Origin of the sequence: Fundidesulfovibrio agrisoli (assembly GCF_022808715.1) — a bacterium.
GTDB lineage: Bacteria > Desulfobacterota > Desulfovibrionia > Desulfovibrionales > Desulfovibrionaceae > Fundidesulfovibrio > Fundidesulfovibrio agrisoli.
Map to the genome: position 1 here is coordinate 220,317 of NZ_JAKZKX010000002.1, position 22,700 is coordinate 243,016.

The window sequence follows — 22,700 nt, forward strand, 5'->3', positions numbered from 1 at the left end:
CCGCGCCCGAGCGGCTCTATTTCTTAAAGTGTTTCTTGAACCATTCGCTGTGATGCTCGGCCGCCCAGGCCCGGCTCACCTTGCCGTCCACCAGCGCCCGCCAGGTGCCGGGGTTGGCGATGGTGCCCAGGTAGGCGTGGGCCAGGGCCACGGCCACAAAGAGCACGCCGCCCACACCGTGGATGGTGGCCAGCACCAGCGCCGTCGAGGCCGAGAGGCTCTGCTTCCAAATGAGCGGGATGCCCGTGGCCGCCATGACCAGCGTCAGGGCGAGGCTCAACCAGAAGAACACCTTTTGCCCGGCGTTGAGCCGCCCGGCCGGAGCGTGCTCGCCCTCGATCTTGCGGCCGAGGTAGCCGCCGCGCAGGGCGAACCAGGTGCGGTCATAGCTGGTGAACACCGCGTCGCGCGCCCAGAGGATCGCCGCGTACAGCCCCGCGCCCGTGAACACCAGGCCCGAGACCCAGTGCCAGACCACGGCCGCCTTATAGGAGCCGAACAGGGCCTTGGCCAGGGTGGCGTTGCTGGTGAAGAACACATACCCCGTGGCCGCCAAGGCCAGGAAGGCCAGCATGCGCAGCAGGTGGGTCCAGCGTTCGGACAGGCTGAAGCGCTCGATCTCGCCCGGCTCGCAGCGGGCGTCCAGTCCCTTGGGCCCCTGGCCGGTGTAGTGCAGGGTCAGCATGAAGCCCACCAGCAGGATGATCCAGCTTCCGTAGGGCACCACCGCCGCCTGGTAGAAGGCGTTGAGGCTGAACGCCGCGTGGCTCACGCCCAGCAGCCGGGCGTTGTCGGTGTACACGGGCTTGCCGTCCGGCCCGAACATGTCCGCCACCTGGCGGCCCATGAACATGTTGGCCTTCTCGGAATGGCAGTCCGCGCAGCCGTTCGCGCCAAGGGCCAACTTGGCCGGGGCCACGTTGTGGTTGATGTTGAAGCCCTCCACGTGGCCCACCCAGGTGTCGTCCTTGCGGGTGACGACCTTGCCGTCGGGGCTCAGTTCATGGATCTCGCCGCCCTTGTGGTAGGCCGGGGCCACGGCCTTGAAGCGCTTGTTTCCCTTGAGGGACTCGTTCAGGGCGGTGAGCATCAGCCCGATCTGCTCGGGGGTGTGCAGCTCGGGCTTGGCCGGGTTCTTGGCCTGGAGCTTGGGCGCGACCTGATCGTAGGCCTTCTTGATCTCGCGCATGAACAGCGGGGTGTACGTGCCGTCCGCGTCGCGGTTGGTCCAGGTGACCACCAAGAGCGGGTTCACGGGCGATATCTGCCCGCGCTTGAGCAGCTGGTAGCGCGGCTCCCACTTGAATTCCGCGCCCATGCCCTTGGCCCCTATCTTGGGGTAGTTGACCATGGCCCCGCTGGTGACGTCGAAGCCCTCGCCCGCGGCCCGGTTGATGGCCGGGATGTGGCAGGCCTCGCAGGCCAGCTTCTCCAGGTGGCTGGGGCGAATGCCCGCGTGCTCGGGCCTGGGCGCGCCCATGTAGCCCGTGGTGTGGCAGTCCGCGCACTTCTTGATGGTGTTGTCCAGGTCGTCCCGCACGGTGGAGACGTTCTCCTGCCCCTTGGCGAAGTTGTGGTTCTTGTCCGAGGGGTGGCAGCTCACGCAGGACATGCCGCGCATGTTGTGCACGTCGTGGTTCACGCGGTCGTTCCAGGAGAAGCCGCGCTTCTTCATGTCCGACATGCCGTGACAGAACACGCAGTTTTCGCTGGGGGGCTCGGAGGGGAAGTTCGGGGCGTACTTCCCGTCCTGGTTGAAGAGGCGCAGGTTGTAGCTCACGGCGGGCTGCTTGCCCTCGTCCACGAAGCCCTCCACCTGCCCGATGCCGGAGGCGGCCGTGGCGGCCCAGCGGAAGTTGAGCTTCTTGAGCTGCTTGTTGCGCTCCTTGAAGTCGTAGTTGGGCAGATGGCAGATGAAGCAGTCGGCCTCCACCACGCCGGTCTTGTCCCACTGGCTCTTGAAGTAGTCGCCGTCCAGGGTGGTGGCCAGCTTGGGGTCATCCTTGAGGCGGGCGTCGTAGCGCTTGCCGTCGCGGTCGAACTCCAGGCCGCCGCCGCCCGGGTGGCAGCCGCCGCAGCCGGGGACGCCCATGTTCTTGGCGTCCTTCTCGCCCGCGGCCGCGAACATGAAGGGGGTCATGTCGATCTGGTCGGGATTGTCGTTGTTCTTTTTCGCCAACTGGCGAAAGGACGGGGGTCAGAACTTGCCCATCATGCCCGGGGAGAGCACCCAGGGCTTGTCCTTGCTGAAATCGTCCCGGATGACGTCCCAGCCTTGCTGGAAGTGGTAACCCTTGGTTATGGCCGCGTAGTCGTGGCAGCCCTCCGCGCCGCAGGTCTGGCGCGTGGATATGGGCTTGTCCGCATTCTGACCGGTTACAGGGTTGATGACCGAGCCGTCCTCGGCACGGAGCATGAACGGCGGGCAGCTCCCGGCCCAGGCGGACGACGCCGCCAGCGCCAGGAGCAGCCCCGCGAGCAGCCGCAACGCTTTCATAACCTCACCTCCTGTTTATGCGTTCACGCGCATCGGCGCGTCTCTTGGCGAGCATGACCAGTGCGGCCAGCCCGATGGCCATGGCCGCGGCGAGGTGCGTCCAGTCCACGAGCATGACCGTCAGCGGGGAGAAATCAACATCCGGCAGGTTCTTGAGCATCCGGATGGCCCCGGTGAGCACCAGCGCCCCGAGCAGCGCCAGCCGCGCCTTGCCCAGGGCGGCGGGGCCGTCCAGCAGGAGCCGCCTGACCAGCCAGAACAGCAGCAGCGCGGCGGCGACATAGTGCAGGCGGTGGGTGAAGAAATAGTCGGCTGTCCAGCCCAGGCCCGGGATGGAGGCGATGCCGTAGCGCTTGAAAACGGGCATCTGGGCCACGCCGGAGACGGCCAGCACGGCCATCGCGATTCTGTAGATCCAGGCGCTATTCATGGGAGCCTTCCTTGGTTTCTTTGGAAGCCAGTATTTTCTTCGTGCCCTTGAGCAGGGCCGAGGCCGCGCCCGCCAGAGGAGCCAGCAGCACGGCCCAGGCCAGCGTGTTGGAATCGGCCATGGAATCGGCCACTGAGGCCAGGTGCGGCTTGCCCGGCCCCTTGGCCACGGCCGCGTTCAGCTTCTCGAAGGGCACGGGCGAATAGTAGATCGTGTTGGTGCCGCCGTTGTCCTCCAGGCCGTAGAGGTAGCCGCCCCGCTCGCTGGCCATGCGCCTGGCCTGGGCCGCCAGTTCGTCCCTGGGGCCGACGCTCTGCACGGACTGGGGGCAGGCCTCCACGCAGGCCGGGAGCTGGCCCTTGGCCACGCGGTCCTGGCAGCGGTCGCACTTGAACATCACGCCGTTGCCCGCCATGGTGGGCAGGATGTGCAGATAGAGCCCCACGCCGGATTGCCGCTGGGGGATCTGCCAGGGGCAGACGTCGCGGCACTTGGAGCCGCCCAGGCAGATGTCCGGGTCGATCTCCACCGTGCCGCTCTCCCGCTTGGAGGCGGCGCCCCAGGGGCAGAGGTTGGCGCAGGGCGGGTTCTGACAGTGCATGCAGCGCCTGGGGATGTGGACCTCCTGGCCGTCCACCGTGGCGCTCTGGATGGTGAGCCAGTTGTAGGGGGTCAGGCGGGTGTCGTCCCCGCGCTTGTCCGAGAAGTCCTCGTTCTTGGTGCCGGGGGGCAGCAGCGTGGGCAGGGGCTTGATCGGCTTGGGGTACCGTTTGCCGTTGGTTTCGCGGCAGGCCTCCACGCAGGCCCCGCAGCCGATGCACTTGCTCAGGTCCAGCAGGGTTGCGGTCTCGCCGCCTGAGGCGGGCAGGGCCGCCGCGCGGGCGCGGCCCGGAAACAGGGCTGCGGTTCCGCCCAGGCCGAGCGTCTTCAGGAGCGTTCTGCGCGTGATGCGGCTGTCGGGAGAGATGTGTTTGAGCATGCCCCCTTAGAGCACGGAGCATGCCAAGTATAACCTGCTAATTTCATGGTGATTATTTTGAAGTTGCGTGTGTATGGGCGTATAGTGCATATACATGTGCATACACAGGTGGTCAACATGGATATCGGAAAGCATTGGCGCGAAATCTGCCACGCCATCCAGGAAGGCGTGTTCATCGTGGACCCGCAGGGCCGCATCGTCATGGCCAACGAAGCCATGACCCGGCTCACCGGCTACGAGGCCGGGGAGCTCGTTGGCAGGCCCTGTGCCCTGTTCGGCTGCGACACCTGCGCCAGGGAGCGCGCCCGTGTGCGCGGGGCCTGGTGCCCGCTCTTCGCCGGGCAGGAGAGCCCGGCCAAGCGTTGCCACATCAAGCGCAAGGACGGCACCCTGCTGCCGGTGTTCAAGAACCAGTCCCTGATCCGAGACTCGGACGGGGCCGTGCTGGGCGCGGTGGAGAGCGTGCTGGACTTGACCGAGCTGGACCGCCTGGACCGCCGCGTGGAGACCCTGGCCCGCCTGCTGGACCAACCCGGCAGCTTCCACGGCATGGTGGGGGCCTCGGTGCCCATGCGCAGGCTCTACGACATCCTGGAGAAGGCCGCCCGCTCCGACGCCCCGGTGCTGCTGCTGGGCGAATCGGGCACCGGCAAGGAGCTGGCCGCCCGCGCCATCCACGATCTGGGCGGGCGCAAGGGCGCGCCCTTCGTGCAGCTCAACTGCGCGGCGCTCAACGAATCCCTGCTGGAGAGCGAGCTCTTCGGCCACGCCAAGGGCGCGTTCACCGGGGCGCACAAGCAGCGCCGGGGCCGCTTCGAGGCGGCCCACGGGGGCGACATCTTCCTCGACGAGATCGGGGACGCGCCGCTTTCCATCCAGGTGAAGCTGCTGCGCGTGCTGGAGACCAAGAACATCGAGCGCGTGGGCGAAAACAGCCCCGTGCCCGTGGACGTGCGGCTCATCGCCGCCACCCACCAGGATCTGCCCACGCTCATCGCCCAGGGCCGCTTCCGGCAGGATTTCTATTTCCGCATCAACGTCATCCCCATCGAGCTGCCCCCCCTGCGCCAGCGCATGGAGGATCTGCCCCTGCTGGCCCGGCACTTTCTGGAGGCCATCGGCGCACGCGGCGGCCAGGAGCTCAGCGGCATCGCCCCCGAAGCCATGGACCTGTTCATGGCCCACACCTGGCCCGGCAACGTCCGGGAGCTGCGCAGCGCCCTGGAGTACGCGGCCGTACTGGCGCAGTCAGGGCGCATCGAGGCCCGGCACCTGCCACCCGCCCTGCGGCGTGCGTCCCCCGTGCCCGCGGTCCTCACCGCGCCGCTCGCGCCTGTTGCGGCCCAGGGCGCGCAGGCTGGGGACGAGGCTCAGAAAGCAGCGCTGATCGAGGCTTTGCGCCAGGCGGGGGGCAACAAGAGCCAGGCTGCCCGGCTGCTGGGCGTGACGCGGCTCACCGTGCTCAACAGGATGCGCAAACACGGCGTTTCCTGCGGGCGCACCGTTGAGGGATGAACAGGGCAACCTCTCCTTGACCGCCATGCATGCGAGGGATATCTCATGACAAAATGCAGCCAGGAGTAGAGCCATGCCAGAGCGCGAAAAATTCCGCGCCCAGATGGAGGAGAAGCTCAGCCATCTGAAGGACCGCATCGAATCCACCAAGGCCAAGGCCGAAACCAAAGGCCAGGATTTCATCAAGAATTACGAGCAGGACCTGTCCAAACTCGAATCCAAGTACGATCTGGCCCGCTACAAGCTCTCCCTGCTGCGCTCGGGCAGCGCTTCGGCCTGGGGCGAGCTGCGCGACGGCTTCGAGAAGGCCTACCACGACCTCAAGGACGCCCTGAGCAAGGCCAAGGAAAAGCTCTAGGACCGCCCTCTCCGCCGGGCAGGCGGGACACGCGGGAGCGCGGCTCGCCTCGAGGATCGGCTTGTGGCGGCTGGTTCCCTGAGGCGCCGCCTGGCTGATTCCCGGCCCCGGCGGATGGTACGCGGCGCGCTGGCGCGTCGGGCGGCATAACCCTTCTGGCCGGCCCTCTGAGGGTCATCCGCCTGTGACGGAAAAAACCGCGATGCGCCGGTGCGCACCGCGGTTTTACGCGTCATGAGGCTGGCAACGGGACAGGCCGCTACTTTTTCTTGGGCCTGTTGATGTCGCCCATCTCCAGCAGCAGGCCGTCCGCGCCCAGGGAGAGCGCCAGGCCCTTGGTCTTGGTGCGCAGCTTGAGCACCACGCCGTTGGAGTTCTCCAGCCAGAGCACGCCCTTGCCGTCTCCGGCTGCGTACCCGGCCCGGGCCTGGAAGTAGGCTCCGGGGAAGTCTTCGAGTTTCTTGAGGTTGTACACCTCGCCCACCGCCGACACCTTGGATACGCCGAAGCCGCCGACACCCAGGCTGCCCACCTTGAACACGTGCTTGCGTCCCTTGAAGGTCAGCATGCCGTTGCCGCCGGAAGCGCTCAGGATGAAGCCGCCCTGGCCGAACTCCATGGTCAGCGTCCCGTCACTGATGGGCGTGCCGCTGGGCCCGGGCTTCTCGGAATTCTGTTGGGCCAGCGCTGGGCTGGCGCCGAGGGCTACAAGCAGGGCGATCACGCCCAGGAACAATGATAGCGTACGTGACGGCATATGCAGCTCCTTGGAAGGTGTTGGTTTCATAGCCACCTTCTGACAGCAACGCGGCATTTGCGCAATCCCGCCGGCCTCAATCGGGAAAGAGAAAACGCCCGATGATGAGGTTGCTCACCAGCATCCCGGGCCTGGTCAGGCGCAGACTGCCGTCGCGGATGCGGATCAGCCCCTTCTGGCTCAGGGCCCCCAGCAGCTTGCCCTCGGACGCGGCCAGGTCGCGCCCGGTGAGGCGCTTGTAGTCTGAGAGGCGCATGCCCTTGGCGGTCCGCAGGGCCAGCATGAGCAACTCCCGCGCGCGCACCTCGGGCGTGAGCGCCTCCGCGCCGGAGCCCCAGGCGTTCTTCGCGGCGGCTTGCAGGTAGGCGGCCACGGTGCGCGGGTTCTCCCAACGCCTGCCCTTGATGGTGGAGACCGCCGAGGGGCCGAGGCCCAGGTAGTCCTTGCCTTCCCAGTAGCCCTGGTTGTGGCGGGAGAAAAAGCCCATGCGCCCGAAGTTGCTGATTTCGTAGTGCATGTAGCCCATCTCTTCCAGGTAGTCCCCGCCGTTCACGTACATTTTCGAGGCCTCGCCCTCCCCGGGTTGGGCCAGGTTCCCGGCTTCGGCCTGGGCCGCCAGGGGCGTGCCAGGCTCCAGGGTGAGGCCGTAGGCCGAGATGTGCTCCGGGGCCAGGCGGACGGCCGCCTTGAGCGTGTCAATCCAGCCCTTGAGGCGCTGACCGGGCAGGCCCCACATGAGGTCCAGCGAGAGATTGGGCACCCCGGCGGCTCGCAGCCTCTCCACGGCCGCGTGCACGTGCATGGCCGTGTGAGGGCGGCCCAGCGCGGCCAGCAGGTCGTCCTGCAGGGACTGCACGCCAAGCGAGACGCGGTTCACCCCGGCGGAGCGCCACAGACCGATGAGTTCCTTCTCCACGCAGGATTCGGGGTTGGCCTCGATGGTGAACTCGGCGCCTGGCGAAATGTTAAAGTTGAACTTGATGGTTTGTGCCAGGCGCTCGAAGGCCCAGGCGGGCAGCAGGCTTGGCGTTCCGCCACCCAGGTAGACCGTTTCAAAGCTGGGATTGCCCAGGAGCTTGGCGTAGTGGGCCGCCTCCTTGGCCAGGGCCTTGCCCCAGGCCTCCAGGGCGTCCATGTCCATGACCTCGGAGGCGAAGGCGCAGTAGCGGCACTTGGAGACGCAGAATGGAACGTGGATGTATAGCAGCATGAACTCGCATCCGTCTGGCGTGCGGCCTGGCCCGCAACCTGGCCCGCAACCTGGCCCCCAGCGGGGCACGGGGCGTGGACCGGAGGGGGCTGCCCCGAAAGACCGCTTCGGCCCTGGCCCCTAGGCCTGCTTCATGGCGTCGCGGCAGGGGTTGCTGGGGCTGCGCAGGGCCGCATCCGCTTTCTGGACAACGTCGATCAGCGTGTCCTCCGGGCCCACCGTGGCGACCCCGCAGGTCACCCCCGCCAGCACGGCCGTGTCCCCGTGGTTGAACTCCAGAGCGGCCAGGTGCGCGCCCATGCGTTCGGCCACGATGCGGGCGGCGCTCTCGTTGGTGTTGGGCAGCAGAAGCAGGAACTCGGATCCGCTCCAACGCGACACCACGTCGTAGGGGCGCACCGTCAGGGCCGACTCTCTGCCCAGTTTCCTGAGCAGCTGGTCTGCCGCCTCCTGGCCGTGCCGCTCCCTGATCTCATCCAGGCGGTCGACTCCCACGAGGATCACGGAGAACGGCGTGCTGTTGCGCTGGAAGCGGGAGAACTCCTCCACCATGCGCTCCTCGATGTGGCGCCGGTTGAAGAGGCCCGTGAGGGCGTCGGTGCGGGTGCCCAGGTCGAACTGGCGGTGGAGCTGGCCCAGGCTGGCCTTGGCGTCGTGCAGGTCGGTCATGGCCTGCTGCAGGTCGCGCGAGCGCTCCAGCAGGGCGTGCTCCAGCTCCGCGCTGGTCATGAGCAGGCGTTTCTCCGCCCGGACGCGCCTGCCCCTGTCCAGCCAGAGCCAGACGAGCAGCACTGCCTGGAGGACCAGGAGCCCGATGCCCACGACGACATTGAAGGTGGAGAAACCCCAGACGGATGCTTCGTTGACCATGGCCTGCCTTCCTTGGGGCCGAGCGGCCTGCCTGCCGCGTTCAGCTCTGGGTGGCGCAGCGCCCGTCCCGTGCGGCCGGGGCGGGCTTGCCCAGTTTCTTCCTGTACCGGTCGAACTCGGAATGGATGCATCCGCAATAGGGCTGGCGGTAGAGCCCCCACTCGCGGGAGAGGCGCACGCCCTCGTCCCAGCCGCCGCGGAAGTCCTCGTAATGGAAGGCCACCCCGTGGGCTGCGGCGGCCTCCTCGCCTGCGGCGCGGATGGCGGCGTGATCCTGGTATTTGCTGTAGAGCAGCGTGCTGGTGAACGCCTCGCAGCCCAGGGCCCTGGCTTCCCGCGCGGCCCGGTCCAGCCGGAGCGCGTAGCAGCCGGGGCAGCGGGCGGCCTCCCGGAAGGCGCTCAGGCGCAGGAACAACGCCAGGTCGTACTCGGCGTCGGCGCAGTCCAGCGGGACGTCCAGGCGGGCGCAGACGGCCTCCAGGGCCTCCTTGCGGCGCAGGTACTCCATGAGGGGGTGGATGTTCGGGTTGTAGTAGAACACCCGGACCCGCTCCCCCCCGCCCGCGAGCGTCTGGAGCACGGTGATTGCGCAGGGGCCGCAGCAGGCGTGCACCAGGATCACGGCGCTACTCCGGCAGAATCTGGATGGCCTTTCCGTAGTGCTCTTCCATGGCGCGCAGCCGCTGGCGCTTGTGGTTGAGCAGGTAGAAGGCCAGTTCCGGCGTTGCCCGGTAGATCACCGCGTCGGCCCCGCCGCCCTTGCGCAGCAGCCTGTAGAGTTCCCGCAGGGATTGCAGGGCCTGCCACTCCAGGTTGCGCCGGGTTCCCGAGCCGTGGCAGCAGGGGCACAGCTCCGTGCTCACGGACATGGCCGAGGAGCCCATGCGCTGCCGCACGATCTCCATCAGGCCGAAGCGCGAGATCTTGCCCACGTCGTGCCGGGCGCGGTCGTTCTTCATGGCCGCCTTCATCACCTTCTCGACCTCGGCCACGTGCTTGCGGTCCTTGAGTTCGATGAAGTCGATGACCACCTGCCCGCCGATGTCGCGCAGGCGCAGCTGGTTGGCCACCTCCACGGCGGCCTCCAGGTTGGTCTTGAGGGCCATTTCCTTGAAGTTGGTCTCTCCGCCGATCTTGCCGGAGTTGACGTCCACGGCGGTGAGGGCCTCGGTGTGGTCGATGACCAGGCGCCCGCCGGAGGGCAGGGTCACGTCGCGGCCGTGCAGCTGGTCGATCTGCTTGCGCAGGCTGAACCGCTCCCACATGCTGTGGTCGGTGTCGGGGTGCAGCCTGACCAGGCCCTGCCTGCGCGGGAAGACCAGCGCGGCCATCTCGGTGACGCGCTCGGCGGTCTCCTTGTCGTCCACCCAGACCTCGGCCACGTCGTCGGTGAGGTAGTCGCGCACGGCGCGGGCGGAGAGGTCGGGCTCCTGGTAGATCATGTTCGGCGTGGAGACGGAGGTGCCCCTGGCGCGGACCTCTTTCCAGAGGCGCTTCAAGTAGCTGATGTCGCGCTCCAGCGCCGCCTTGGACTGGCCGATGGAGGCCGTGCGCACGATGACGCCGATGCCCTCGTCCAGCTTGACCCCGGCGGCGATCTCCTTGAGGCGCTTGCGTTCTTCCTCTTCCTCCACCTTGCGGGAGATGCCCTTCTGCTCGCGCCCGGGGGTGAGCACGAAATAACGGCCCGGCAGCGACAGGTAGGAGGTGACGAAGGCGCCCTTGTTGCCCGTGGGCTCCTTGACCACCTGCACCAGCACTTCCTGCCCCTTCTTGAGCACCTTCTGGATGGGGGGATACTTGCCCCGGCGCTCGCCGCTGGGCTCTTCCAGGTAGTATTCGGGGTGGACCTCGTCGATCTGGAGGAACCCGTTGCGCTCGGCCCCGTAATTGATGAAGGCCGCCTGCAGCGAGGGATCGACGTTGTGGATCTTGCCTTTGTAGATGTTGCCGCGCGTCTTGGCCTGGTGCGTCATCTCCACGTAGTATTCCTGGAGAGCGCCGTCCTCAGAGACCGCCACCTCCACTTCCTCGCCGGGAAGCACGGAGATGAACATCTTACGCTTGCGCTTCTTTGTCGCCATGCGAAATTCTCCTACCGCGGGGCCATCTGCGCCGGAATTGTGGCGCGAGGGGTACGGAGCGGCCCTGTGGCGTGGGCCCGGCCCTGCGGATCAGTTTCTGCCACAAAAATAAAATATGTCGCCCTGGAGCTCGGTAGCCTGCACGAGGCCCCTGCGCAACAACTCGTCCAGCAAATTCCTCAAGGGTTCTTCCGGCAGGCCAAGGGCCGAAGCGAGACCGGATAAGGTCTGCGGCCGCCTGGCAAGGGAATCGAGCACCCTCATGCTCATGGTATGTAGCCCGTCACCCGTGCTGTTGTCCAGTCCGGGGGCAAAATGTCGGGCTTTTTCCGGCACTTCCACCTGGCTTGCCGTCAAGGGGCACAGCCGCTGGCGGAAATGCTCCAATGTGGCAGGCGGGGCGGGCAGGGCCTGGGGGTAGGCGCCGGGGCGGGTCATGGTGGTCACGTCCACCCTGTCCGGGCCCAGTTCGGCGCAGAAGGCGGCCAGGCGCTCCAGGTTCTCCTCGGAGTCGTTGACGCCCGCAAGCACCAGCACCTCCAGGTACATCCTGCCGGTGAACTCCTGGCGCAGCTGCAAAAGCCCGCGCCGGATGTCCACCATGGAGACGCCCCCGGCGGGCCGGTTCACGGCGTTGAACTCCAGCGGCACCAGCGCGTCCATGGAGGGCAGCAGGATGTCCGCCTGGCACAGCTCGGCGCGCACCTGCGGGTCGGAAACCAGGCTGGAGTTGGTCAGCACCGCCACGGGCACGCCGGGAACCAGCTCCCGCACGCCCTCGATGATGCGCCCCATGTCGGAGTTGAGCGTGGGCTCGCCCATGCCGCCCAGGGTGACCACCTCGAACTCGGGGTGGTCGTGGAAGAGCCAATAGGCCAGCTCGCCCAGCAGCTTGTCCGCGGGGACGTAAGGCTTGCGCTTGGTGGTCAGCGCCCTGGTGGCGCCCACCTCGCAGTACAGGCAGTCGAAGGAGCAGATCTTGGCCGAGAGCAGGTCCAGCCCGAGGGATGCGCCCAGGCGGCCGGAGCGCACCGGCCCGAAGATGAGTCCCGGGTGCTCAACGGACATGGCTAAACCCCGGCTTGACAGGTGGAGCCTGGAGGGACACAGTGTCGTGCTCGACGACACCGAAGAAAAAAAGGATGCATTCCGGCATGATTGAAACCGGAGAATTGGTACTGCTCATAAGCCCCGAGGGCAAGCGCTATCTTCGCACGCTGGTGCCTGACACCACCTTCCACACCCAGGACGGTCTGCTGCACATGTCCGAGGCGGCCCAGGCCGGGTTCGGGGCGGTGGTGCGCACCCACAAGGGCAAGCCCTACCGCGTGATGCGCCCCACCCTCTACGACTGCATCAAGGGCGTGCGCCGCGCCACCACCATCATGTACCCCAAGGAGATCGGCTACATCCTGCTCAAGCTGGGCGTGGGCCCGGGCAGGCGCGTGATCGAAGCGGGCAGCGGCTCCGGCGGGCTCAGCACCGCCCTGGCCTGGATGGTGGGCGACAACGGCCGCCTCTACACCTGCGAGAAACGCACGGAGTTCTACGAACTGGCCGGGGAGAACCTGGAGCGCGTGGGCCTGGCCCATCGCGCCACCCGCTTCAACCTCGACATCGCCGACGGCTTCCCCGAGGAGGCCCGGGGCGCGGACGCCCTCTTCCTGGACGTGCGCACCCCCTGGGACTACCTGGAGCAGGCCGCCGACATCATCTGTCCCGGCGCGCCCGTGGGCTTCCTGCTGCCCACCGTGAACCAGATCAGCGACCTGCTGCGCGGCCTGGAGAACTCCCCCTTCGAGGACATCGAGGTGCTGGAGATCATGCTGCGGCGCTACAAGCCCGTTGCCGACAGGCTGCGCCCCGAGGATCGCATGGTGGCGCACACCGGGTTCCTTGTTTTCGCCAGGCACAGGGGCCTCGACGTTCAGGAGGAACAGCCGCATGACGAAGACGCTGCTGAAGTACCTCAATGAGCAGCTCCAGACGGAGATAGCCTCCTTCCTGGAGTACTCGCTGCGCTCCGCATCCTGCGGGGACCCTTGCATGGAGCGCGAGCTGGCCGCCTTCGCCCTGGAAGAGGCCGAGCACATCCGGCAGCTCATGGCCCTCATCGCCCGCAACGGCGGCGAGGTCTCCATGAGCGCCCCTCAGAGCTTTCCGGCCGACTCCCTGGACGACTTCTTCGAGCGCAGCCTGGCCCGCGAGGATGACGCCATCCTGCGCTACACCGTCCTGCTGCCGCTGCTCCCCACCGAGGCCGACCGCGCGGTGTTGCAGTCCTCCATCGACCAGGAGGCCCTGCACCGCGAACAGATCCTCCGGCTGCGTTCGGCCTGCGGGCACTCGGCGGACCGTTCCTGAACGCCCCGCACATGAACACATTGTAATCAAGCGGCCCGAATTTCCGTAGGCCCTGACATCCCGGCGTGTTAGCTATTCCGGCTGAACGCGGATGCGCGCCTTGGGGCCCGCCGTGGGGTGGCGGCCCTTTGCAGCCCCGGCCCAATCTGCTACCGCCGCGCAGGGCGGCGCAGCGCCGGAAAAGCCTTCGTCGCATGAATGGAGCGACCGATACAGCATGGATGTGATCGAGCAGATAGCGAAGTTGTGGCCCCGCAACGGCAAGGCTGTCGCCCTGACCGGAGCGGGGATTTCGGTGGCCAGCGGCATCCCGGACTTCCGCAGCCCGGGGGGCCTGTGGTCCCGCTACGACCCCATGCGGGTGGCCACCGTCGAGGCCCTGGACGACAACCCCGCCGCCGTGTGGGACTTCCTGATGGACGCCGTGCGCGTGATGGACGCCGCCAGCCCCAACCCGGCGCACCTGGCGCTGGCCCGCCTGGAGCGGGAGGGCCTGCTGGAAGCGGTCGTGACCCAGAACATCGACGGGCTGCACCAGCGCGCGGGCTCCTTGAACGTGGTCGAATTCCACGGCGGCATGGCCAGCTACCACTGCAACGCCTGCAAGGAGGCCTACCCAGCCTCGCAGGCGTCCGCGATCACGGCGGCCACCGCTCCCTGGCGTTGCTCCTGCGGCGGCGTGGTCCGGCCGGACATCGTCTTCTTCGGGGAGGCCATCCCACTTGACGCCTTGAACAAAAGCGGTCAATTGGCCTCCGGTGCGGAGTTGCTGCTCATCGCCGGGACGTCGTGCGAGGTGGCCCCGGCCAATGCATTGCCCGCGCTGTGCAACCGCACCGGCGGGAAAGTAGTCGAGATAAACGTCCAGTCGAGCCGCATGGCGCACTTGTGCGAGGCCGTGGCCAGCGGCAAGGCTGAAGAACTCCTGCCCAGGCTGGCCGACCTGCTGCTGGGCACGCGAAACCATACCGCAAGGTGATACTATGCTTGAGTCGTTGACGCCGCATGGCGGCATCCTGGAAATGCTGGCCAACGCGACCCTGACCGTCAAATGCGTGATGGGCCTGCTGGTGACCATGTCCCTGGCCAGTTGGAGCATCATCTTCATGAAGCTGTTCACCCTGAGCGCCGCCCGCAAGGACGCCGCCAGAGACGCCAAGCTCTTTCAGGAGGCGGAGAACCTCAAGACCGCCATGCGTTCCGTGAGCCAGAACAAGCAGTCCCCCTGCTACGCGGTGGGCCTGCAGGCCTTCGAGGAGCTCATGCGCATGGAGGAGTCCGACCTGGACCCGGCCGAGAAGTCCCGCGTGGCCATGGACAACATCCGCCGCACCCTGCGCCAGGCCGTCGCCACGGAGCTGGGCATGCTCACCAAGTCGCTCTCCTTCCTGGCCACCTGCGCCAACGCCTCGCCCTTCATCGGCCTGTTCGGCACGGTCTGGGGCATCATGAACTCCTTCCACTCCATCGGCCTGCAGCAGAGCGCCGCCCTGGCCGCGGTGGCCCCCGGCATCTCCGAGGCGCTGGTGGCCACGGCCATCGGCCTGGGCGTGGCCATCCCCGCCACCCTGGCCTACAACTTCTACCTGGGCTACATCCGCCACATCGAGCGCGAGCTCATCGGCTTCTCGGGCGCGTTCCTCAACCGCATCCAGCGCGAGGTGAGCTGGGCCCCCAAGCAGAGCCCCCGCCCGGAAGGCGGACGCACCCGGGAGGAGTACTAGCATGGGCATGTCCACAGGGGGCGGCGGGGAGGGCTTCCTCGCCGAGATCAACGTCACGCCCTTCGTGGACGTGATGCTGGTGCTGCTCATCATCTTCATGGTCACCGCGCCCATGATGACCCAGGGCCTCGAGGTGGACCTGCCCCAGACCAAGGCCGTCACCACCCTGCCCAAGGACTCCGAGAACATCGTGCTGACCATCAAGAAGGAAGGCACCCTGCACATTGACGAGTACACGGTCACCATGGACGAGCTGCCCGGCCACATCAAGCGCCTGGTCACCGACCAAAAGAAGCTCATGTTCCTGCGCGCCGACAAGGAAGTGCCCTACGGCCTGGTGGTGCAGGTGATGGGCGTGCTCAAGACCGCGGGCGTGGACAAGCTTGGCGTGGTGGCGGAACCCGACGCCCCCGCCAAGGAAGAAAAAACCCAGGCCCGTCAGAAAAAGTGACGCCGCCACGCCTTAGCGGCGGCGCCCTCAGATAAACATGCGCTATCTTAGCTGGCTTTTTTCCATATTCCTCCACCTCACGGTGGTGTTGGGGAGCATCCTGCTCACCAATCTGGAGATGCGCACCATCCGCCTGGACGTCCCCGTCTACGAGGTGGAGCTCATCGACCTGCGCACCCCCGGCCCCGCCCTGAAGCCCGACGCCGCCCCTGGCTGGGAAGGCGAGGGCCAGCCCGGCCAGCCCAACACCCCCGAGCCTCCCGGCCCCAAGGCCGACGTGCCCCCCGGCCCGCAGGAGGCCAAGCCCATCCCCGAACCGCCCAAGCCCGACCAGGCCGAGCTCAAGGCCCAGCAGGAAGCGGCCAAGAAGGCCGCCGAGGACGCGGCGAAAAAGGCGGCCGAAGAGGCTGCCAAGAAGGCCGCGGCCGAAGACGCCGCCAAGAAAGCCGCCGCCGAGAAGGCAGCCGCTGAAAAGGCGGCCGCCGAGAAGGCCGAGGCCGCGCGCATTGCGGCTGAAAACGCCAAGCGCGAGAAAGAGGCCGCCGAGAAGGCGGCCAAGGAAAAAGCCGCCAAGGAGGCCGCCGACAAAGCCGCCAAGGAGAAGGCGGCCAAGGACGCGGCTGACAAGGCAGCCAAGGAGAAGGCCGAGAAGGAAGCGGCCGAGAAGGCCGCCAAGGAGGCCGCCGACAAGGCAGCCAAGGAAAAAGCCGCCAAGGACGCTGCCGACAAGGCCGCCAAGGAACGTCAGGACGTGCTCAACCAGGCCCTCAAGGACGCCAAGTCCAAGGCGGGCGGTTCCGGCTCGTCCAACGCCAACACCGTGGCCCAGGAGCTGGCCAAGCTGCGCCAGCAGGCCGGCCAGGGCGGTGGCGGCGGCGGTGGCGGTGGCGGCGGCGGTGGCGCGGGCGCCACGTTGCAGGTCTACGCCGCCATCGTGGAGAAGCTCGTCAAACAGAACTGGCGCTTCCCGCAGTTCGCCAACCTGAAGCTCGTCTGCCAGGTGGAATTGCAGATCGCCAGGGATGGACGAATCCAGAATATGAGAATAGTCCAGTCATCGGGTCGCGCGGATTTCGACAACTCGGCGCTGCGGGCCGTGCAGGAGACCGAAAACCTGCCCGCTCCGCCCTCGCCCACGTTGAATCTGCTCACACTCAATTTCAACTCCCAGGAACAGCGTTAAGACATGACAGCTCCCCGCGGCATCATCAAACTGCTGGCCACGGCGTGTGCGGCGCTCTGCCTCTGCTCCGCCGCCTTCGCTCAGGACAATCTCTCCGTGGACATCCACGGCCCGGGCCAAGCCCGTATGAACGTGGTCCAGGCGCAGCCCTTCGGAGACCCGAACCTGCCGAGCGACGCCCAGTACCTCAACGAGCTCATCCGCAAGAACCTCTCGTTCATGCCCTTCCTCAAGGTCATGAGCGACGCCGACATTCTCGGCGGGGCGCGCCTCTCCGGCCCCAAGGCCGACCAGATCGACTTCAAGCCCTTCTCCCTTGCCAAGGTGGACCTGATGATCACCTCGGTCTGGAAGCCGGGCAAGGGCATGGGCGACGTTGAACTGCGCGCCTTCGAGGTGTTCTCCCAGAAGCTCCTGCTGGGCAAGGTGTACTCCGGCGTCACCCGTGACCAGCTGCCCGAGGTGGCCGACCGCTTCTGCATGGAGCTCATGGCCCTGCTCACCGGCCAGGGCACCATCTTCAAGGCCAAGCTGGCCTTCGTGCGCCCCTCCGGCAAGGGCAAGGACATCTGGATGGTCGGGGCCATGGGCCGCGACCTGGCCCAGGTGACCCGCTACGGCGACCTGGGCATGGCCATCTCCCCGGCCTGGTCCTGGGACGGCTCGCGCATCTGCTTCACCCTGATCGGCTCCACCTCGCACTATCTGGGCGTCTGGGGCGGGGGCAAGGCCAACGTGTACACGCTGCCCAGCTCCACGGTCATCAGCCCGCACTTCACCCCCGGCGGCTCCATCGCCGTGGCCCTGAACATCCGGGGCAACACCGACATCTTCACCCTCGACGGTTCCTACAAGAACACCGCCGGCACCCTGGTGGCGGACTCCTCCATCGACGTCTCCCCCAGCTTCGACCAGTCCGGCAATCTGATGGCCTTCGTCTCCGACCGGCTGGGCAACCCCAACGTGTTCATCAAGGACCTCTCCTCCGGTTCGGTGCGCCGGGCCTCCAAGAGCGGGTACAACACCAACCCCTCCATGAGCCCGGACGGCAAGTTCGTCACCTACTCCAAGCAGGGCGGCGGCGGCCACCGCATCTACGTGTACGAGGTGGCCACCGACTCGGAAAAGCAGGTGAGCTTCGGCCCCGGCTCCGATGAGAACCCCAGCTTCGCGCCGGACAGCTACTTCATCGCCTTCTCCTCCAGCAGGGCGGGCGGTCGCAAACTGTACCTGACCACCCGCAACGGAGACGGCGCAGTGCAGATTCCCACCGGTGAAGGCGAAGCCCTGATGCCCGCCTTCAGCCCGGTCGTCGGAAAGGATTGATACACGCTAAGATTTCCATCGTGAAAGACTGAGGCATTAGTTTGGATTCGCCCCCCGGCGGACTTGCCTTTTTCATCTAAGAGAGTATGAGTTTCGCCCGTTGGCGGATCAATTTTCCGTACAGCGTAACGCGGTAATGGGTGGCCGCGTCATCTACCGCAAGAGGAGGATCAACTCATGAAGAACAGACTGTTATTGGCTATTTTGGCTCTTATGTGCGTCTCGCTGCTGAGCTTCGGCTGCGCCAGCAAGAAGGTCGCCGGACCCGACAAGGACTCCTGGGAAGAGCAGGAGCGCGAGCGCCTCGCCAAGGAGCGCGAACTGCGCGAAAAGCTGGCCAAGGTCGCCGGTGAGCTCGGCTCCATGATCTACTTCGATCTGGACCGCTACGACCTCAAGCCCGAATCCCGCCAGATCCTGACCCGCAAGGCCGAGATCCTGAAGCAGTACCCCGAGATCAAGCTGGTCGTCGAGGGTCACTGCGACGAGCGTGGCACCGCCGAGTACAACCTCGCCCTGGGCGAGCGCCGCGCCCGCGCCGCGGCCGACTACCTGGCCAACCTGGGCGTCACCGCTTCCCGCCTCTCCATCGTGAGCTACGGCAAGGAGCGTCCCCTGGATCCCGGCCACAACGAAGCCGCCTGGTCCAAGAACCGTCGCGACGAGTTCAAGCCCAGCTACTAGACCGCACGAGCATCTGCTGACAGAAAGGCCGCAGGGTTTCCTGCGGCCTTTTTTCTTTGGCCTGCGGATTGCCCAGCCCCGTTTCGCCCGCAGCGTGGCGACAGACAGCCGAGACACCCCGGGCGGCAGCCCGGTCAGGAGAACGCAACGATGATACCCGAACATATCGCCCAGTCCCTGGAACCCGACGCCCTGGCGCACTTGCAGGCGCGCTTCGCGGCGCAACTGCCCCCGGTCTATTCGGTGCCGGTCGCGGCGGCCCGAAAGGGCGTGGAGGCCGCCCAGGCCCTCCCGCCGGGAGCGGCCCCCGCAGCCGACGTGCGTGAGATAGAGGCCGCGTGCGGCCCTTCCGGCATGCTGCGCCTGCGCCTGCTCAAGCCTGAGGGCGCTTCCGGGAAGCTGCCTGTGCTGGTCTATTTCCACGGCGGCGGCTGGGTGCTGGGCAGCCCCGACAGCCACGACAGGCTCGCCCGCGACCTCATGACCGCGAGCGGCGCGGCGGTGCTCATGGTGCGCTACTCGCGCGCCCCCGAGGCCCGCTACCCCGTGGCCGTGGAGGAAGGCTACGCTGCCTTGCGCTGGCTTGCGGAGAACGCCCCGGCCCTGGGGCTGGACCCCGCGCGAATGGCCGTGGGCGGCGACAGCGCCGGGGCCAACGTGGCCACGGCCGCGTGCATGCTCAGCAAGCAGCGCGGCGGACCGGCCATCGCCCACCAGACGCTGCTCTACCCCGTCACCGACGCCACCTGCTCCCAGCCCAGCTATGAGCAATTCGCCACCGGGCTCAACCTGACCCGGCAGGACATGCTCTGGTACTGGGAGCAGTACGCTCCCGACGCCGCCCAGCGCGCCCTGCCCACCTCCTCCGTGCTCCAGGCCCCGGCCGAGACCCTTGCGGGCCTGCCCCCGGCCCTGGTCATCACGGCCGAGTTCGACGTGCTGCGCGACGAGGGGGAGCTCTACGCCCGCCGCCTGGCCAACGCGGGCGTGCCCGTGTGCGCGGTGCGCATGCTCGGCACGGTCCACGGTTTCGCGGCGAACAACGCCCTGGCCCGCTCCCAGGCCACCTTGGCGGCGCTGGGCATGGCCGGGGACGCCCTGCGCAGGGCTTTCTGTCCGGCTGTGGCTCCTGCCCTGTAGAATACCGGACGATACCCCTTTCGCTACGAATCGGCCTTGTGCGGGAAGAGGCCAGCCTATATGTTGGGAGCGGGGACGCATGCCCCATCACCTGAACGGAGCGAGCTCATGGCCAGCAATCTGTACATCGTCTGGAACGAATCCAACTGCCTCGGCATACCCATCATCGACGAGCAGCACAGGGGCATCGTCTCGATCATCAACTCCTACTACTCCTTCGTGCACGAAGGTCGCGGCGAGAAGATCATCGTCCCCACCCTGATGGGGCTGCTGCACTTCACGTCCGTTCATTTCCTCGTGGAGGAGGAATTGATCGCCGCCGCCGGATACCCCCACATGGAACAGCATGTGACCCTGCACAGGGCGTTGATGAAGCGGACGAAGGCCATCGCCCAGGAGGCCTCCACGAACATCGATACGGACATGAAAGCCCTGGCCTTCCTCAAGGAATGGTGGCTCACCCACATCAACAAGGAAGACAGGCAATACGCCCCCTTCGTGCTCGATCAAGCCGGAAGGAACGGTATCGCAGGACGCAGGGCCTGACCGGGTGAGTTCCGGGCCCGCTCGCGTTCCGTGTCCCGGGGCGCAGGGGCCGACGGCATGAGGCATCCGCTTCCAGGCCCTTGTGCATCCAGCCTTCCGGGGCGCGGCGCCCAGCCTTCAGGCTGGAAAACACCCGGCTCAAGCGCAAAAAAGGGCCGCCGAACACACTGCTCGGCGGCCCTTTCCTTATTTTCCGGCCTGGCCCCTTCCGGGCTTCAGCGCGCTATCATGGCCCGCAGCACGTCCGCCGAGCCCTCGGCGTTGTGGCTCATGGCGTGCATGTGCTCCACGAATTTCAGGAACTGGTACACGTCGCGGAAATCGCACTCCACGTCGTAGGCCTCGCGGATGAGCTTGCGCCAGGCCTTTGAGGCCTTGTGGTGCTGCAGGCGGATGTTGTGAAAGGTCTCCTTGACGGCGGAGCGGTCGTCCACCTTGCCGTACACCAGGTCGATGGTGGCCTCTATGGCGGGCTTGAGCAGCTCGACCGAATGGCATGTCTCCTTGGTGGCGGCCTTGGCTCCGAGCAGCAGCTCGCAGGGCAGGTTCATGGGGCGCATTCCCAGCCAGTTCAGGGCGTGCTGGGCCTCGTCCAGGATGTTGTCCTGGCTGCGGGTGTAGTTTAGGAAGAGGGTCTTATCCACCTCCAGGAACATGGCCCTGGGCAGGTGGTTCCTGATCCTGCGCTTGATCTTGTCCGCCTGCCCCTCCAGGGTGTCTATCTGGGCGGAGAGGGTCTGAAAGGCCAGGCTGAAGCCGGTCTTGGAGTATTCGCTCATGGCGGCCTGAACCACCACGACGCCCTTGGCCACGGGCTCGTAATGTTCGTAGAGCCCTTCCAGGCATTTACGGCCGGTAATCTTCACCAGCAGACGTGAAAGTAACATGTCAGCTCCTGTCGATCGGCGCGGGGTGTGCAGGATGGACCCCACGGTCCGCCTTGTAACACGCTTGTGAAACCTGTAACAGCAACTTGCCAAACGTTACAAGAGGATATAGGAGCAATTCATACCCGACCAGAGGGTGATGCATGCCATCGGCCGCACCGCCCCACGTGAGCCCCATGCGAGAAGCACTCGACGCCTTATACGGAAGCCTGCCGATGGCAGTCGTGCTCGCCGACGACGACTACCGGGTTTTCTACGCCAACCCCGCCTTTTTCACATTGACGGAATGCACCCTGGCCGACCTGGAGCTCATGGAGTTCCGCGACGTGCTGAGCATGTTCTGCCTGGGCCTGTGCGGCGACATCTCCGAACTTCTGGAGTCCTCCGGGGGCTGGCGCGACATCGACAAGCCCGTGGCCATGCGCGACGGCGGCCTGGCCTGGGTCCGCGTGCGCACCGACATGAGCCCGCTGCCGCAGGGCGGCACGGCGCACCGCCTGATGGTGGACAACATCACCCGCTACAAGGTGGCCATCGAGGGCCTGCTCAACCGCAAGAACCTCTACCAGTCCATCGTGGAGACCCGGCCCGACCTCATCTGCTGCTTCCTGCCCGACTGGAGCCTCACCTACGCCAACACGGCCGCCAGCCGGTATTTCAACATGGACCGCGAGACCATCCTGGGCCAGCACTTTCTGCTGCTGCTCCCGCCCGAAGTGCGCGAGCTGTTCGGCCAGGCCGTGGACACCATCACCACGGACAACCCCATCGCCGAGTTGGAGCTGCGCGTGGACGGCGACGAGGAAGGCCGCCCGCTCTGGCTGCGCTGGATCATCCAGGGCTTCTTCTACCGCACCGGCCACATCAAGGATTTCCAGGCCACCGGCCTGGACGTGACCGACCAGAAGGTCACCGAGTCGCAGTTCATGCACGCGGACAGGCTGGTCTCCCTGGGCACGCTGGTCTCCGAGGTGGCGCACGAGATCAGCAACCCCAACAACTTCATCATGCTCAACGCCCCCCTGGTGCTGGACCTCTGGAACGCGGTGAGCCCCCGCCTGCGCGAGCTGGCCGACAAGGAGCCTGGCGCGGCCCTGGGCGGCATCCCCCTGGACGACGTGACCGCCCACGTGCCCCAACTGCTCGGCGGCATCATCGAGGGCTCGCAGCGCATCCGCGACTTCGTGCGCGAGCTCAAGAACTTCGCCCGGCAGGACATGGAGAGCGGCTTCGAGATGCTCTCCGTCAACGACGTGGTCCAGACCGCCGTGCTGCTCATGAGCAAGACCATCGGCATGCACACCAGCCGTTTCTCGGTGCGCTACGGCGCGGGCCTTCCCCCGGTGCGCGGCCGCAGGCACCGCCTGGAGCAGATCGTGGTCAACCTGGTGCAGAACGCCTGCCACGCCTTGCGCTCCCCCGAGCAGGGCATCGAGATCGCGACCACCCACGACGAGCAGTCCGGCAGCGTGCGCATCAGCGTGATCGACCAGGGCGTGGGCATACCCCCGCAGGACATCCCCCGCGTCACCGACCCCTACTACTCCACCAAGCGCGAGCAGGGCGGCACGGGCCTGGGCCTTTCCATCAGCCTCTCCATCGCCCGCGAGCACGGCGGCAGGCTCATCATCGAATCCGAACCCGGCGAGGGAACCACGGCCGCCATTGCCCTCCCCGCCGCCATGCAGTAATCGC

Annotated in this window: 24 protein-coding genes; 13 read left to right on the forward strand and 11 right to left on the reverse strand. The window is 66.7% G+C overall.

All coding sequences use genetic code 11. The annotated features are described in order from the left end of the window. Positions 1-16: 16 nt before the first annotated feature. From MLE27_RS02400 to MLE27_RS02415, 4 genes are read right to left on the reverse strand one after another with little or no spacing between them, the layout of a single operon-like run. On the reverse strand, positions 17-2,140 hold the full coding sequence (locus MLE27_RS02400) for a cytochrome b/b6 domain-containing protein (RefSeq protein ID WP_243310285.1): 2,124 nt from the start codon (positions 2,138-2,140) through the stop codon (positions 17-19). Positions 2,141-2,197: 57 nt separating this feature from the next. Next, positions 2,198-2,497: a hypothetical protein gene (locus MLE27_RS02405; RefSeq protein WP_243310286.1), complete on the reverse strand. Its 300-nt coding sequence runs from the start codon at positions 2,495-2,497 to the stop codon at positions 2,198-2,200. Between the two features lie 4 nt (positions 2,498-2,501). Beyond that, positions 2,502-2,927: a hypothetical protein gene (locus MLE27_RS02410; protein ID WP_243310287.1), complete on the reverse strand. Its 426-nt coding sequence runs from the start codon at positions 2,925-2,927 to the stop codon at positions 2,502-2,504. Then, positions 2,920-3,906, reverse strand: a complete 987-nt coding sequence (locus MLE27_RS02415; RefSeq protein WP_243310288.1) for a 4Fe-4S dicluster domain-containing protein — start codon at positions 3,904-3,906, stop codon at positions 2,920-2,922. The genes MLE27_RS02410 and MLE27_RS02415 overlap by 8 nt, the downstream gene beginning before the upstream one ends. 117 nt (positions 3,907-4,023) lie before the next feature. Here MLE27_RS02415 and MLE27_RS02420 point away from each other — a divergent pair, with 117 nt between their 5' ends. Together MLE27_RS02420 and MLE27_RS02425 are read left to right on the forward strand one after the other, a co-directional pair. After that, positions 4,024-5,421, forward strand: a complete 1,398-nt coding sequence (locus MLE27_RS02420; RefSeq protein WP_243310289.1) for a sigma-54 interaction domain-containing protein — start codon at positions 4,024-4,026, stop codon at positions 5,419-5,421. Positions 5,422-5,494: 73 nt separating this feature from the next. Further along, positions 5,495-5,779, forward strand: a complete 285-nt coding sequence (locus MLE27_RS02425) for a sll1863 family stress response protein (protein WP_243310290.1) — start codon at positions 5,495-5,497, stop codon at positions 5,777-5,779. A gap of 259 nt (positions 5,780-6,038) precedes the next feature. Here MLE27_RS02425 and MLE27_RS02430 read toward each other — a convergent pair whose 3' ends face one another. The 6 genes from MLE27_RS02430 to MLE27_RS02455 all read right to left on the reverse strand — a co-directional run bounded on the left by MLE27_RS02430 (position 6,039) and on the right by MLE27_RS02455 (position 11,768). After that, positions 6,039-6,536 carry a hypothetical protein gene (locus MLE27_RS02430; protein ID WP_243310291.1) on the reverse strand — a complete coding sequence of 166 codons (498 nt, stop codon included), beginning with the start codon at positions 6,534-6,536 and terminating at the stop codon, positions 6,039-6,041. 76 nt (positions 6,537-6,612) lie between these two features. Further along, entirely contained in the window at positions 6,613-7,746 is a 1,134-nt protein-coding gene (gene hemW, locus MLE27_RS02435; protein WP_243310292.1) for a radical SAM family heme chaperone HemW, read from the reverse strand. Positions 7,747-7,866: 120 nt separating this feature from the next. Beyond that, entirely contained in the window at positions 7,867-8,616 is a 750-nt protein-coding gene (locus MLE27_RS02440) for a GGDEF domain-containing protein (RefSeq protein ID WP_243310293.1), read from the reverse strand. A 40-nt stretch (positions 8,617-8,656) separates the two neighbouring features. Next, the gene (locus tag MLE27_RS02445; protein WP_243310294.1) at positions 8,657-9,238 is read right to left on the reverse strand and encodes an epoxyqueuosine reductase QueH; all 582 of its coding nucleotides are present in this window, start codon (positions 9,236-9,238) and stop codon (positions 8,657-8,659) included. A 4-nt stretch (positions 9,239-9,242) separates the two neighbouring features. Beyond that, positions 9,243-10,700, reverse strand: a complete 1,458-nt coding sequence (locus MLE27_RS02450) for an Rne/Rng family ribonuclease (RefSeq protein WP_243310295.1) — start codon at positions 10,698-10,700, stop codon at positions 9,243-9,245. Between the two features lie 90 nt (positions 10,701-10,790). Next, positions 10,791-11,768: a radical SAM protein gene (locus tag MLE27_RS02455; protein WP_243310296.1), complete on the reverse strand. Its 978-nt coding sequence runs from the start codon at positions 11,766-11,768 to the stop codon at positions 10,791-10,793. A gap of 86 nt (positions 11,769-11,854) precedes the next feature. Here MLE27_RS02455 and MLE27_RS02460 point away from each other — a divergent pair, with 86 nt between their 5' ends. From MLE27_RS02460 to MLE27_RS02505, 10 genes are all read left to right on the forward strand, one after another. Next, on the forward strand, positions 11,855-12,676 hold the full coding sequence (locus MLE27_RS02460) for a tRNA (adenine-N1)-methyltransferase (protein ID WP_243310297.1): 822 nt from the start codon (positions 11,855-11,857) through the stop codon (positions 12,674-12,676). Continuing rightward, a complete protein-coding gene (locus MLE27_RS02465) occupies positions 12,645-13,064 on the forward strand; it encodes a ferritin-like domain-containing protein (protein ID WP_243310298.1) in 420 nt (139 codons plus the stop codon). The genes MLE27_RS02460 and MLE27_RS02465 overlap by 32 nt, the downstream gene beginning before the upstream one ends. 217 nt (positions 13,065-13,281) lie before the next feature. Then, the gene (locus MLE27_RS02470; protein ID WP_243310299.1) at positions 13,282-14,043 is read left to right on the forward strand and encodes an SIR2 family NAD-dependent protein deacylase; all 762 of its coding nucleotides are present in this window, start codon (positions 13,282-13,284) and stop codon (positions 14,041-14,043) included. Positions 14,044-14,047: 4 nt separating this feature from the next. Then, positions 14,048-14,788 carry a MotA/TolQ/ExbB proton channel family protein gene (locus MLE27_RS02475; RefSeq protein ID WP_243310300.1) on the forward strand — a complete coding sequence of 247 codons (741 nt, stop codon included), beginning with the start codon at positions 14,048-14,050 and terminating at the stop codon, positions 14,786-14,788. Between the two features lies 1 nt (position 14,789). Beyond that, entirely contained in the window at positions 14,790-15,239 is a 450-nt protein-coding gene (gene tolR, locus MLE27_RS02480; protein ID WP_243310301.1) for a protein TolR, read from the forward strand. Between the two features lie 37 nt (positions 15,240-15,276). Then, positions 15,277-16,422, forward strand: coding sequence for a cell envelope integrity protein TolA (gene tolA / locus MLE27_RS02485; protein ID WP_243310302.1), 1,146 nt, complete (start codon positions 15,277-15,279; stop codon positions 16,420-16,422). A 3-nt stretch (positions 16,423-16,425) separates the two neighbouring features. Further along, a complete protein-coding gene (locus MLE27_RS02490) occupies positions 16,426-17,748 on the forward strand; it encodes a translocation protein TolB (protein WP_243310303.1) in 1,323 nt (440 codons plus the stop codon). A 177-nt stretch (positions 17,749-17,925) separates the two neighbouring features. Continuing rightward, the gene (gene pal, locus MLE27_RS02495) at positions 17,926-18,432 is read left to right on the forward strand and encodes a peptidoglycan-associated lipoprotein Pal (RefSeq protein WP_243310304.1); all 507 of its coding nucleotides are present in this window, start codon (positions 17,926-17,928) and stop codon (positions 18,430-18,432) included. A gap of 150 nt (positions 18,433-18,582) precedes the next feature. Next, on the forward strand, positions 18,583-19,572 hold the full coding sequence (locus MLE27_RS02500) for an alpha/beta hydrolase (RefSeq protein ID WP_243310305.1): 990 nt from the start codon (positions 18,583-18,585) through the stop codon (positions 19,570-19,572). A 108-nt stretch (positions 19,573-19,680) separates the two neighbouring features. Beyond that, a complete protein-coding gene (locus MLE27_RS02505; RefSeq protein WP_243310306.1) occupies positions 19,681-20,118 on the forward strand; it encodes a bacteriohemerythrin in 438 nt (145 codons plus the stop codon). 215 nt (positions 20,119-20,333) lie between these two features. Here the strand turns inward: MLE27_RS02505 and MLE27_RS02510 are convergent, their stop codons facing one another. Further along, complete coding sequence (locus MLE27_RS02510; protein ID WP_243310307.1) at positions 20,334-21,005, reverse strand: DUF47 domain-containing protein; 672 nt, start codon at positions 21,003-21,005, stop codon at positions 20,334-20,336. 176 nt (positions 21,006-21,181) lie between these two features. On the opposite strand from MLE27_RS02510, the gene MLE27_RS02515 reads away from it, so the two are divergent. Then, positions 21,182-22,696 (forward strand): PAS domain-containing sensor histidine kinase, encoded by a 1,515-nt coding sequence (locus MLE27_RS02515; RefSeq protein ID WP_279355637.1) that lies wholly within the window; start codon positions 21,182-21,184, stop codon positions 22,694-22,696. Positions 22,697-22,700 lie beyond the last annotated feature (4 nt).

Excerpts from the sequence above, each read along its gene's own strand:
- hemW (WP_243310292.1), bottom strand. The coding sequence starts at position 7,746 with ATGCTGCTATACATCCACGTTCCATTCTGCGTCTCCAAGTGCCGCTAC.
- tolR (WP_243310301.1), top strand. The coding sequence starts at position 14,790 with ATGGGCATGTCCACAGGGGGCGGCGGGGAGGGCTTCCTCGCCGAGATC.
- MLE27_RS02510 (WP_243310307.1), bottom strand. The coding sequence starts at position 21,005 with ATGTTACTTTCACGTCTGCTGGTGAAGATTACCGGCCGTAAATGCCTG.
- MLE27_RS02450 (WP_243310295.1), bottom strand. The coding sequence starts at position 10,700 with ATGGCGACAAAGAAGCGCAAGCGTAAGATGTTCATCTCCGTGCTTCCC.
- MLE27_RS02405 (WP_243310286.1), bottom strand. The coding sequence starts at position 2,497 with ATGAAAGCGTTGCGGCTGCTCGCGGGGCTGCTCCTGGCGCTGGCGGCG.
- pal (WP_243310304.1), top strand. The coding sequence starts at position 17,926 with ATGAAGAACAGACTGTTATTGGCTATTTTGGCTCTTATGTGCGTCTCG.
- MLE27_RS02410 (WP_243310287.1), bottom strand. The coding sequence starts at position 2,927 with ATGAATAGCGCCTGGATCTACAGAATCGCGATGGCCGTGCTGGCCGTC.
- MLE27_RS02515 (WP_279355637.1), top strand. The coding sequence starts at position 21,182 with ATGCGAGAAGCACTCGACGCCTTATACGGAAGCCTGCCGATGGCAGTC.
- MLE27_RS02490 (WP_243310303.1), top strand. The coding sequence starts at position 16,426 with ATGACAGCTCCCCGCGGCATCATCAAACTGCTGGCCACGGCGTGTGCG.
- MLE27_RS02415 (WP_243310288.1), bottom strand. The coding sequence starts at position 3,906 with ATGCTCAAACACATCTCTCCCGACAGCCGCATCACGCGCAGAACGCTC.
- MLE27_RS02455 (WP_243310296.1), bottom strand. The coding sequence starts at position 11,768 with ATGTCCGTTGAGCACCCGGGACTCATCTTCGGGCCGGTGCGCTCCGGC.
- MLE27_RS02460 (WP_243310297.1), top strand. The coding sequence starts at position 11,855 with ATGATTGAAACCGGAGAATTGGTACTGCTCATAAGCCCCGAGGGCAAG.
- MLE27_RS02425 (WP_243310290.1), top strand. The coding sequence starts at position 5,495 with ATGCCAGAGCGCGAAAAATTCCGCGCCCAGATGGAGGAGAAGCTCAGC.
- MLE27_RS02420 (WP_243310289.1), top strand. The coding sequence starts at position 4,024 with ATGGATATCGGAAAGCATTGGCGCGAAATCTGCCACGCCATCCAGGAA.
- tolA (WP_243310302.1), top strand. The coding sequence starts at position 15,277 with ATGCGCTATCTTAGCTGGCTTTTTTCCATATTCCTCCACCTCACGGTG.
- MLE27_RS02400 (WP_243310285.1), bottom strand. The coding sequence starts at position 2,140 with ATGACCCCCTTCATGTTCGCGGCCGCGGGCGAGAAGGACGCCAAGAAC.
- MLE27_RS02440 (WP_243310293.1), bottom strand. The coding sequence starts at position 8,616 with ATGGTCAACGAAGCATCCGTCTGGGGTTTCTCCACCTTCAATGTCGTC.
- MLE27_RS02465 (WP_243310298.1), top strand. The coding sequence starts at position 12,645 with ATGACGAAGACGCTGCTGAAGTACCTCAATGAGCAGCTCCAGACGGAG.
- MLE27_RS02500 (WP_243310305.1), top strand. The coding sequence starts at position 18,583 with ATGATACCCGAACATATCGCCCAGTCCCTGGAACCCGACGCCCTGGCG.
- MLE27_RS02505 (WP_243310306.1), top strand. The coding sequence starts at position 19,681 with ATGGCCAGCAATCTGTACATCGTCTGGAACGAATCCAACTGCCTCGGC.
- MLE27_RS02470 (WP_243310299.1), top strand. The coding sequence starts at position 13,282 with ATGGATGTGATCGAGCAGATAGCGAAGTTGTGGCCCCGCAACGGCAAG.
- MLE27_RS02430 (WP_243310291.1), bottom strand. The coding sequence starts at position 6,536 with ATGCCGTCACGTACGCTATCATTGTTCCTGGGCGTGATCGCCCTGCTT.
- MLE27_RS02475 (WP_243310300.1), top strand. The coding sequence starts at position 14,048 with ATGCTTGAGTCGTTGACGCCGCATGGCGGCATCCTGGAAATGCTGGCC.